The sequence below is a fragment of the Streptomyces sp. NPDC001732 genome (genome assembly GCF_053596315.1).
The window spans coordinates 64,845-76,053 of record NZ_JBSFFY010000038.1 but is presented as its reverse complement, the minus strand read 5'-3'; the positions used below and the strand labels follow the sequence as shown (position 1 = coordinate 76,053).

6 protein-coding genes are annotated in these 11,209 nt (G+C 71.8%); 2 read left to right on the top strand and 4 right to left on the bottom strand.

The window, feature by feature from the left end; all coding sequences use genetic code 11:
• Positions 1-97: 97 nt before the first annotated feature.
• Positions 98-3,868: a S8 family peptidase gene (locus tag ACWCXX_RS28465; protein WP_451132095.1), complete on the top strand. Its 3,771-nt coding sequence runs from the start codon at positions 98-100 to the stop codon at positions 3,866-3,868.
• A 215-nt stretch (positions 3,869-4,083) separates the two neighbouring features.
• A complete protein-coding gene (locus ACWCXX_RS28460; RefSeq protein ID WP_451132093.1) occupies positions 4,084-5,088 on the top strand; it encodes a helix-turn-helix domain-containing protein in 1,005 nt (334 codons plus the stop codon).
• Between the two features lie 137 nt (positions 5,089-5,225).
• Here ACWCXX_RS28460 and ACWCXX_RS28455 read toward each other — a convergent pair whose 3' ends face one another.
• From ACWCXX_RS28455 to ACWCXX_RS28440, 4 genes are read right to left on the bottom strand one after another with little or no spacing between them, the layout of a single operon-like run.
• A complete protein-coding gene (locus tag ACWCXX_RS28455; RefSeq protein ID WP_451132091.1) occupies positions 5,226-7,406 on the bottom strand; it encodes an MGH1-like glycoside hydrolase domain-containing protein in 2,181 nt (726 codons plus the stop codon).
• Positions 7,403-9,436: a beta-galactosidase gene (locus ACWCXX_RS28450; RefSeq protein WP_451132089.1), complete on the bottom strand. Its 2,034-nt coding sequence runs from the start codon at positions 9,434-9,436 to the stop codon at positions 7,403-7,405. Before ACWCXX_RS28450 ends, ACWCXX_RS28455 begins: the two co-directional genes overlap by 4 nt.
• Positions 9,433-10,290: a carbohydrate ABC transporter permease gene (locus ACWCXX_RS28445; protein ID WP_451132087.1), complete on the bottom strand. Its 858-nt coding sequence runs from the start codon at positions 10,288-10,290 to the stop codon at positions 9,433-9,435. Before ACWCXX_RS28445 ends, ACWCXX_RS28450 begins: the two co-directional genes overlap by 4 nt.
• Positions 10,287-11,207, bottom strand: coding sequence for a carbohydrate ABC transporter permease (locus tag ACWCXX_RS28440; RefSeq protein WP_451132085.1), 921 nt, complete (start codon positions 11,205-11,207; stop codon positions 10,287-10,289). Before ACWCXX_RS28440 ends, ACWCXX_RS28445 begins: the two co-directional genes overlap by 4 nt.
• Positions 11,208-11,209 lie beyond the last annotated feature (2 nt).

Here is an 11,209-nt window from a genome sequence, read left to right as displayed (position 1 = left end):
GTCACAACGGCGACACCGGGAAGCCGTGACAGCCCTTCCGGCTCTGCCGGATTCTTTCGGACAGCTACTCAGTCGTGTCGAAAGAAGGGTTGGAAAAATGAGACGTGCCCGCCTCTTGGCGGCAGCACCTACGGCCTTGCTGCTGACCGCGGGGGCCGTGGCGCCGGTCTCCGCCGATTCCCCGGCGCAGGGCGGCCCCGTCCGCTCCGCCCCGGCGGACCCGGAAGCCACGGTGCGGCTGATCACGGGTGACCGGGTGACCGTCAGTGCCGGTCCCGACGGCAAACAGGTCGCCTCCGTCCAGCCGGGCCCCGGCCGCAAGAACATCGTCTTCCGGACCACGGAGGAGGACGGTGCCCTGTCCGTCCTGCCTTCCGACGCCATCGCCCCGATCTTCTCGGGGAAGGTCGACCGGCGGCTCTTCGACGTGACCGGGCTCCTCGCGCAGGGCTACGACGAGGCGCACACCGACGCCCTTCCGCTGATCGTCTCCCGGCCGCACGGCGCATCGGTCTCCGCCCTCGACTCCCTGTCCGCGCTGAACGACGACGCGACCCCCGCACGCCGGCTGGACAGTATCAACGCCCGTTCCCTGCACATCGGCAACAAGGACCTCGGCCGGTTCTGGAAGCAACTCGCCCACGACTCGGGCAAGTCGCCCTCCGCCCTCGACACCACCGCCGCCACCGTATGGCTGGACGGGCGGGTGAGCCCGACGCTCGACCGCAGCACGGCGCAGATCAACGCACCTGCCGCGTGGGACGCCGGTTACCGGGGGCAGGGCGTCAAGGTCGCCGTCCTGGACACCGGCGCCGACCTCGACCACCCGGATCTGGCGGGCCGGGCCACGGCCACGAAGGACTTCTCCGGCAGCGCCGGAACCAACGACGCCTTCGGGCACGGCACCCATGTCGCGTCCACGGTCGGCGGCACCGGGGCGGCCTCCGGCGGCAGGCGCAAGGGTGTGGCGCCCCAGTCCGAGCTGATGATCGGCAAGGTCCTCGGGGACGACGGCTACGGCAGCGAGTCCGCCGTGATCGACGGCATGGAATGGGCGGCGTCCGGCGGTGCCCGGGTCGTCAACATGAGCCTGGGGTCGGACGCGCCCAGCGACGGCACCGACCCGATGAGCCTCGCGGTGAACGAGCTGACGAAGAGCAGCGGTGCCCTGTTCGTGGTGGCCGCGGGGAACAACGGCGAGCAGGGCGGCCAGACCATCGGCTCGCCCGGAGCGGCCGACGCGGCGCTCACCGTGGGCGCCGTCGACCGCGACGACTCGCTGGCCCCCTTCTCCAGCCGCGGGCCGCGCCCGACCGACCGGGTGGCCAAGCCCGACGTCACCGCGCCCGGGGTCGGCATCGTCGCCGCCCGCGCCGCGGGGACCACCATGGGCGACCCGGTGGACGCCGACTACATCGCGGCCTCCGGAACGTCCATGGCCACCCCCCACGTCGCCGGCGCCGCGGCGCTGCTCGCCCAGCAGCACCCGGACTGGGACGCCGTGCGCCTCAAGGACGCGCTGGTGAGCACCGCCCACCCGGTGCCGGGCCAGCAGGTGACCGAGCAGGGCGGCGGGCGCGTCGACCTGGCGGCCGCCGCCTTCGGACCGGTCACCGCGACCGGTACCGTGGCGCTCGGCTCCTACGTGACGGGCGGCACCGCCGAGCGGGACCAGAACGCCACCATCCGGTACACCAACACCTCCGGCTCCGAGATCACCCTCGGCCTGACGCTCCGGCTCGCCACCACCGGCGGGCGCGAGGTCGCGAAGGGCGCGGTGCGGCTCGGCGCCGACTCGGTCCGCATCGCCCCCTCCGCCACTGCCGAGGTGTCCCTGCACGTCGACCCGTCGGTCCTCGAACGGGGCGACTACTACGGATACGTGACCGCCTCCACCGCCGACGGCAGGACGAGCGTCCACACCACGGCGAGCCTCTCGGTCCACGGCCCCAGGCACCGGATCACCGTGAACGTCATCGACCACGAGGGGAAGCCGGTCAAGGACCTGCCGACGATCTGGGGCGCCGACGGCTTCGAGGGCTACCTCAGCACCAGCCCGGCCGTCGCCGAGGTCGAGGAGGGCACGTACCAGCTCAGCCACTCCTCGCTGGACAACGCCGCCGACGGCCAGGAGCTGCGCGAGATCGTCCTGCCCGAGGTGAAGGTCACCAAGGACATGTCCGTCACGCTGGACGCCCGCAGAACCACCCAGGTGGAGATCCGCACGCCCCGGCCCGCCGAACAGCGCGGCATCATCAGCTATCAGACGTACCGTCAGCTTGATGGCCACAGTCTGACCCAGGGCACGATGTACTTCGACATAGCCAAGCGGCTCTACGTCAGCCCCACGGCGAAGGTCACCGAGGGCCGTTTCGAGTTCGCCTCCCGCTGGCAGCTCGTCGCCCCGCTGCTGGAGGCGAGGGTCCCCGGTTCACGGCTCGCCCTCGGCCCGTACTACATGCACAACTCCCCGCTGTTCGACGCGAAGGGCACCCGGCTGACCGCCGTCGACGCGGGAACCTCCGCCGCCCCCGATCTGCGCCGTGTCCGCGGCAGGCTCGCGATCGTCAGGAGCGACGTCACCCACGCGGCGGAACTCGCCCGCGCGGCGTCCGACGCCGGCGCCGCCGGACTCGTGCTCGTCTACCCGCCGGGCGACTACCCCTGGAGCCGGTGGACCCCGGACGGCGAGCGTCTTCCCCTGCCCACCATGGGAGTGCGCGCGGCCGAGGGCGAAGCCCTGCTGGAACGCGTCGAGCGCCGCAGGACCGCGGTGGCGATCTCCGGTACCGCCAGGAGCCCGTACCTGTACGACGTGATGCAGGTGTCCGAGGACCGCATCCCCGAACGCGTCGTGCACACCGTCTCGGACCGCAACAGCGCCGTCGTCGAGTCCACGTACACCGAGAGCGGCGGTGTTCCCTGGTCGAGCGAGCAGCGCTTCGGCAGCCGCCCGTACCAGAACTTCTTCTGGAACCAGTACAGCCGGTACGTGCCCACCGGGGCGCGGCGCACCGAGTACGTCAGTGCCGGCGACACGCAGTGGCTGCACGTGGTGAACAACGTGCTCATCTTCTATGTCGACACGCCCCTGACCACCGGGATGCGCGACTCCCTGCGGACCTACCGGCCCGGCAGGCAGCCCGCCGAGAACTGGTTCGGGGCCGTGGTGCGGCCGTCCGTCCCGCGCGGCACCACGACACCGTCCGTGCGCTCCCGCGACGTTCTCGCGTTCCGTGTCCCCGAGTTCAACGACTCCGGCACGGGCCACTGGTCGCAGGCCCTGACCGACGGTTTCGGCACGATCGACGAAGGGGCCGGGGGCGACACCGTCTCCGTCGCCCTGTTCCGTGACGGCAAGAAGATCGCCGATGCCACGGACGCCTGGGAGGACTTCGAGGTGGCGCCCGGGAAGGCCGACTACCGGCTGGACCTGTCGACCTCCCGGGTCTCCCCCGAGTGGAAGTTCGGCACGCGGACGCAGACCTCCTGGTCCTTCCGTTCGGACACCGCCGCCGAGAAGACGGTGCTCCCGCTGCTCCAGGTCGACTACGACGTGCCGGTCGACGAACACAACACCGTGAGCGCACGGGGCGGCCACACGATCGGCCTGGCCGTCCGCAACCAGGAGGGGCTGCCCGCACCGCGCGGCGTCTCCCTCCAGGTCGCGGTCTCCTACGACGACGGCAGGACCTGGTCGAAGGAGGTCCGGGTCAGGGATCACGGCCGAAACCGCTTCACCGCTGCCGTCGGCCGGCCGGAACGGGCCCATGGCGACACGTTCGTGACACTGCGGGTCACGGCGGCCGACAGTGCCGGGAACAAGGTCCAGCAGACCGTGGAACGCGCGTACCTGCTCGACAGGTAGGCCGGGCGAAGCTCCCGGAGAACCGAAGGGGCGGCGGGCACGGAGGTGGTCAAATCCTCCGTGCCCGCCGCTTTCCCCTTCCGGTCCGGACATGTCCGGGGCGTATAGTGCGGTTGCCCACCGGCGGTCGTCCCCGGCAAGTCCCTGTCGCCGGGCGCTTCCACCGGGCCGTTCCGTCGCTTGCCGCACGTTCGGCGGGGGCGGAAAGGATCACGATGCTGGAAGCAGTGGGACTCACCCCGGCCGAGGAAACCGTGTACCGGCTTCTCGTCACCCTGTTCAACGCCTCGGCGGACGAGATCGCGGAACAGTCCGGTCTGGCGGCGGCGGAGGTCGAACGGGTACTGGCCGCGCTCACGGCGAAGGGGCTGGTCAGCGCGACGGACCGGACACCCCGTGGTTTCGCGGCCACCCCTCCGGACGTCGCCCTGCTGCCGCACCTCCAGAAGCAGTCCGACGCCCTGGACCACGCCCGGGTGGCGGTCACCGATCTGCTGGAGACCTACCGGCGCACCCGGCGCCGCCGGGACCCCGACCAGCTCATCGAAGTGATCACCGGGGCCGAGGCGTTGCGCCAGCACCTGCGCCGGATCCAGGACGACACACGCCACGAGATGTTGTGGTTCTGCAAGGCCCAGTACGTGGCCATGCCCTCGGGGAGCAACGAGGCCGAGTACGACGCCCTGGCGCGCGGGGTGCGCTACCGCGTCCTGTACGAGCGGGCGTTCTTCGACGACTCGGGCGCCGTCGGCAACGTGGTGCGGGGCATGCGGGCGGGAGAGACGGCCCGCGCGGTCCCGCACCTCCCGTTGCGGCTGGCGGTCGCCGACCGGTCCATCGCCATCTGTCCCCTGGTCCCCGGCGGGCCGAGCGGCAGCACCGAGGAGCCCACCACGGCACTGGTCCGCGGCAGCAGTCTGCTGGAGGCGCTGGTCGCCCTGTTCGAGCGCTACTGGGAGGACGCGGTGCCGCTCCATGTGAGCGAGTCCGGAACGGTCAGCGACCCGGACGGTTCGTCCGGCAGCCACGAACTGTCGGCGACGGACCGCCAGTTGCTGTCGCTCCTCGTCGCGGGCGTCGCGGACAAGGCGATAGCCAGTCAGATGGGGCTCAGCCGGCGCACGGTGCAACGGCGGGTCCAGGCGATGATGGCCCTCGCGGGCGCGACCACCCGGATGCAACTGGCGTGGCAGGCCGCGCAGCGGAACTGGATGTGCTGAGGCCGGGCGGGGCGAAGGCGCAGATCTCCTTCCGGGGATACGAAAATCCGGCGCCGACGTCATGCACCGGGGCGCCCGCCGAGCGGTGCCCCGGTGCATGACGTCCCGGTGCGTGACGGACTACGGCCGTCCGCCGTCTACTTGCCCCCGGTCAGGATCGGCAGCAGCAGGGCCGCGGACCAGCTGAAGCCGGGAGCGTTGAGCGGTGCCCCGGTGGTCGGGTCGTAGTTCTCCATGATCGGCCCGTTGCCCGCGAGGCCCGACGCGTGGGTGAGGAGCCGGTCCCGCAGGGCGTCCGCGTCCTTGCCGTAGCCGTAGCGGCGCAGGCCGCCGAGGGCGAAGTACGCCTGGTCGAGCCAGACGGGGCCGCGCCAGTACGCGGTCGGCGAGAAGTAGGGGGAGCTCTTCGACACGGTCGGGAACGGGACGGTGGTGGCGAACTCCTCCGGGTCCGTCAGCCTGTCGCGCACGGCACGGGCCTGCACGCCGGACGCCGTGCCGGTCCACAGCGGGACGGCGCCCTCGATGCCGCGCCCGCGGGCCGTGAGCCGTGCACCGGTGTCGAGCGCGATGTCGTGGAACCAGCCGTCCGCGGGGTCGTACATCCTCGTGCGGACGGCGGCGGACGTGGCGGCGGACCGCCGCTTCCACCGCTCGGCGTCGGCGCCGCGGCCCAGCACGCCCGCGATGCGCGCCAAGTAGCTCTGGTCCGCGGCGAGATAGGAGTTCAGGTCGACGGACTCCTGGGTGAGTGAGTGACCGAGAAGCGTTCCGTCGGCCGCCCGGTTGGCGACGACGCCGGTGCCGAGGGCGGCGTCGAAGCGGGGCGCGTTGTCCATGCCGCTCTCCCAGGCCGCGGCGAGGCGCTGCTGCTCGGGCGAGTCGTTGGCGGGGTCGACGGTGGCGCCGTACTCGGCGAGGCCGTCGCGGTCGTGGTCCCGGTTGCGGTACCACCAGGACTGGTAGGCGGCGAGTTTCGGGTACATCTCGCGCAGGAACGCCTTGTTCCCCGACTTCTCGTACACCTCCCAGACCGCCCAGGCGGCCAGCGGGGGCTTGGAGTTGCGCTCGTTCCAGTTGCCGCCGCCGCGCGCGGGGTCGTTGTAGAAGATGACGTCGGGGATCATCCCGGCGTCCTGCGGGCGGGTCGTGGAGTCCGGGCGGACCTGCCAGTCGAACATGGCGCGGATCTGCGACTCGGCCAGTTCGGGGGCGAAGCGTGCGGTGCCCACGGCCTGCTTCCAGGTGTCCCAGGCCCAGATGCCGCCGGTGAACCACTTGTAGGAGATCGACGGTGTGATGCCGTCGTGCTTGATCTGCCCCGCCGCGCTGCGCCAGTTGGTGACGAGGGTCTCCAGCGACTTGACGGCCGTGCGTCGCCGGTCGGCCGGGACGCCCCGGGTCACCCCGGCGACGTAGCCCCGCCAGCGCGCGTCGGAGGCGGAGACGACGGCGCCGGGGCGGGCGAGCACGTCACGGACCCGCGCCCGTTCCTCGGTGTGCTCGGCGGCGGTGAAGGTGTAGGACTCGGTCCAGTCGAAGCTGTGCGAGCGGCCCGGGGCGAGGGTCACCGGTCTCACCGCCTCGGTGCGGTACGTGTCGCCGTCCACCGTCGTGCGGACGGCGTCCTTGTGCGTGACGTCGAAGCGTTCCGTGCCGTCGGTGAGGTAGTCCCAGGTCTCGCGGACCTTCGCGAAGCCGACGCCGACGCCCGAGCGGGTGGCGGTCAGCGAGGGCGCGTCGCGCATCGGCCGGTCGGCGGGCCGCAGCAGGCTGCCGGTCCATTCGGCGCCCAGGGTGCGGGGGGCCCGGCCGGTGTTGTGGACCTCTGCCCGCACCAGGGCGCTGCGGTCGGTGGCGAAGCGGAGTTCGAGGGTGAGGCGCAGGCCGCGGCCGAGGTCGTACGACTGGCGGAGACTGCCCGGGAGCGAGGTGAAGCGCGGCTCGCCCCCTTCGGCCAGGTCCAGGGGGCGGCCGTGTTCGGTGAGGCGGATGCGGCTGAAGGACTTGCTGAGCCACCAGGGGTATTCCTGGGCGATGTAGAGGGGCCCGGAGAAGCCGCCGTAGGCGTCCTCGTCGCCGGTCTCCGGCAGGGCGTAGGCGTGCCAGGCGCCCCGGTCGGCGAAGACGGTGACGGGGTTGTTGTCGTCGCCGTCGCCGGGCTGGGCGGTGGTGGGGGTGCCGTGCAGGTCGAGGACGTCGGCGTACGAGGGGGGCGGCTCGGGGCGGGTGCGGGCGGTGGCCGTCTGCGGCACGGTGAGGGCGCCCGTGGCGAGGAGGAGCGCGGTCAGGGCGCCCAGACATCGGTGTGCGGTCACTTGTCGGTCTCTCCAGGGGAGTCGGTGGTGAGGCGCAGGACCGCGGCGCCGAGCGGGCCGAGGTCGATGCGGTCGCGGACGGCGGCTCCGGTGAGCAGGTCGGTGCCGCCGGCTGTCCAGGGGCCGGTCAGTGGTGTCCGGGTGTCGTGGTCGTTGTGGTTGAGGACGAAGAGGTACGTGCCCTGCGCGCCGGTGCGCACGGTCGCCTCGACCCCGTGGGGGACGTCCAGCACGGGGTGTGCGCCGGCCGCCCGCAGCGCTTCGTCGAGCACGGCCGCGATGCCGTCGCCGAGGTGGGCGCTCACGTACCAGGCGGTGCCGGTGCCGTAGGGGTGGCGGGTGACGGCGGGGCGGCCGGTCAGTTCTCCGGAGGCGTACGTGTCGACGGTCTCGGTGGCCGGGCCCCCGGTCTCGATCCACTCGCTCCACAGGGTGGCCCCGGCGCCGGACGCGAGCCGCACCGTCTCGCCGTCGGGGACCGGCCAGAACTCGTCGACGGACACCCCGAGCACGTCCCGCAGCGGCCCCGGCGCGCCGCCGTCGTGGATGTGGTCGTGGCCGTCGACGACGCCGCTGAAGGGGCCGCACACGAAGTGGCCGCCGCCGCGCACGTAGGCGGCGATGCGGGCGGCGTTCTCCGGCCGCAGCAGGTGGAGGTTGGGGGCGAGGACCGCCCGGTAGCCGTCGAGTCCGGCGTGCGGAGGGACGAAGTCGACGGTGACGGCGCGGGCGTGGAGCGCCGCGTACCAGGGGCGCAGGAGGTCGGGCCAGCGCATGCGGGCGGAGGGGTGGTCGTCGGCCTCCAGGGCCCACCAGGAGTCCCAGTCCAGGACGATCGCCACGTCGGCCCGGGAGGTGGTGCCGGCGATTTCGCCGAGCCGGGCGAGTTCGGCGCCGAAGCGCACGGTCTCGCGCCAGCCGCGGGAGGCGGTGCCGCGGTGCGGGAGCAGCGCGCTGTGGTACTTCTCGGCGCCGGCCCGGGAGGCGCGCCACTGGAAGTACATGATGCCGTCGGCGCCGCGGGCCAGGGCCTGGAGGGACCAGAGGCGTTGCAGGCCGGGCTTCTTGGGGACGTTGACCGGGCGCCAGCTGACGGCGGACGGTGCCTGTTCGAGGAGCAGCCAGGGCCGGCCGCCCTTGAGGGAGCGCATCAGGTCGTAGTTGAGGGAGGCGTGGACGTGGGCGCGCGGGTCGGCGGGGTCGGGGTAGGCGTCGTCGGAGACGAGGTCCTCGTGCTCGGCCCACTTCCAGTAGTCGAGTGCCTTGAACATCGACATGAAGTTGGTGGTGGCCGGGGTGTCCGGGGCGATGTCCCGCAGGGTCTCGCGTTCGGCGCGGTGGCATTCGAGGAGGGCGTCGGAGCAGAAGCGCCGCCAGTCCAGGAGTTGTGTGGGGTTGACGGGGCCGGGGGCGGTGCGCGGCGGTTCGATCTCGTCGTACGTGCTGTAGCGCTGTGACCAGAAGGCGGTGCCCCAGGCGTGGTTGAGGTCGTCGATCGTGCCGTACCGGTCGGTGAGCCAGCTGCGGAAGTGGTCGGCGGAGCGGGCGCAGAAGCACTCGGTGACGTGGTCGCCGTACTCGTTGTGGATGTGCCACAGGGCGAGGGCCGGGTGGTGCGCGTAGCGTTCGGCGACGGCCCGGGTGAGGCGGAGTGCGGCGGCGCGGTACTCGGGCGAGGAGGGGCAGTAGTGCTGGCGGGAGCCGAATTCGAGGCGTACGCCGTCGGCGGTGACCGGCAGGATTCCGGGGTGGGCGCGGATCAGCCAGGCCGGGGGCGATGCGGTGGCGGTGGCCAGGTCGACGGCGACGCCGTGTGCGTGCAGCAGGTCGAGGAGCCGGTCGAGCCAGGCGAAGTCCCAGGTGTCGGGCCCCGGTTGGAGCCTGGCCCAGGAGAAGACTCCGACGGTCACCATGGTGACGCCGGCCTCGCGCATCAGTGCGGCGTCCTCGGCCCAGACGTCCTCGGGCCACTGCTCGGGGTTGTAGTCGCCGCCGTAGAGGATGCCGGGGACCCGGGTCGGGCGGCTCATCCCTTCACCGCCCCGCCGAGGAGTCCGGCCACGAACTGCCGCTGGAAGAGCAGGAAGAGGAGCATCAGCGGGAGGGTCGCGAGGAGGGAGCCGAGCATCAGTCCCGAGTAGTCGACGTGGGAGAGCCCCGTGAGGGTGTTGAGTGCGACGGGCACGGTGTATTTGTCCTCGGAGTTGAGCATGAGCAGGGGCCAGATGAAACTGTTCCACTGCGCCATGAAGGTGAAGATGACCAGGGCGCCGAGCTGTGGGCGCACGCAGGGCAGGACGACCCGGTAGAAGGTACGCAGTTCGCCGGAGCCGTCGATGCGGGCCGATTCGATGAGTTCGTCGGGGAAGTCGACGAAGCCCTGCCGCATCAGCAGGATGCCGAAGGAGTTCGCCAGGAAGGGCAGCACCACTGCCTGGTAGGAGTCGATCCAGCCGACGCTCGCCATCATCTGGAACAGCGGTACGAGCAGCACCTGGAACGGGATCATCATCGTGGCGAGCACGGCGCCGAGCAGCAGACCCCGGCCGCGGAAGCGGTACTTGGCGAGCCCGTAGCCGCACATGGCGGAGATCAGGGAGCTGAGGACGGTGTGCACGACGGCGATGCCGACGCTGTTGAGGAGGACCTGGCCGAAGCCGATGGTGTCCTGGAGCCGTACGAGGTTGTCCAGGAGCTGTCCGCCGGGCAGGAACGGCGGTGGCGAGCGGAACAGGTCCGCTGTGGAGTGCGTCGCGGCGATCGCCATCCACAGGAACGGCACCAGGCTGACGAGGGCGCCGGCGGCGAGGAGCAGTCGTACGGCGCAACGGCCTGCGCGGCGGGCCGGGTGGACGCGTACGGGGAGCTGCTGGAGGGCGGTCACCGGCGGCGTTCCCTTCCGAAGGCGACGTACTGGAGGGCGGAGATCGCGGCGATGACGGCCACGACGACCCAGGCGATGGCGGCGGCGTAACCGAAATCGAGCTGCTGGAAGCCGACTTTGTAGAGGTAGACGACGGGGGTGAGGGTCGCGTCGTCGGGGCCGCCGCGGGTGAGGACGTAGTTCTCGTCGAAGAGCTGGAGGGTGCCGATGGTGGAGGTGATCACGCAGAACAGGACGACCGGGCGCAGCTGGGGCAGGATCACGCGGGTGTAGGTGGAGAAGGTGGTGGCGCCGTCGATGGCGGCGGCCTCGTACTGGTCCTTGCCGATGGCCTGGAGTCCGGCGAGCAGGATGACGGCGTTGTAGCCGGTCCAGCGCCAGGTCAGGGACGCGATCAGGGAGATGCGGGCCCAGGTGGGGCTGTTGAGCCAGTCGACCCGGCCGATGCCGACGGCGCCGAGCATCTGGTTGACCAGGCCGCCGTCGGTCTTGAGGAGGACCTGGAAGACGACGGCGTAGGCGACGAGGGTGGTGACGGCGGGCAGGAAGTAGACGGCCCGCCAGGTGCCGCGGAAGCGCAGCCAGGACTGGTTGAGCAGGACGGCGAGGACGAGGGCCAGGCCGATCATCACGGGGACCTGCACGGCGAGGATGATCCCGGTGTTGAGCAGGGATTCCAGGAACGCGGGGTCGTGGATCATGCGCCGGTACTGGGCGAGTCCGGCCCAGTGGACGGTGCCGGCGTCCTCGGTGGTGAAGCTCTGCAGAAGGCTGGCGCCCAGCGGGTAGGCGAAGAAGAGTGCGAAGAGGACGGCCGCGGGTCCGGCGAAGATCCAGGCGGTGGGGCGTCGGCGTCTGCGGCGTTTCGCGGCCGGGGCGGAGGCGACCGGCCGGTCGAGGGTGGCGTGGACGGCCATCG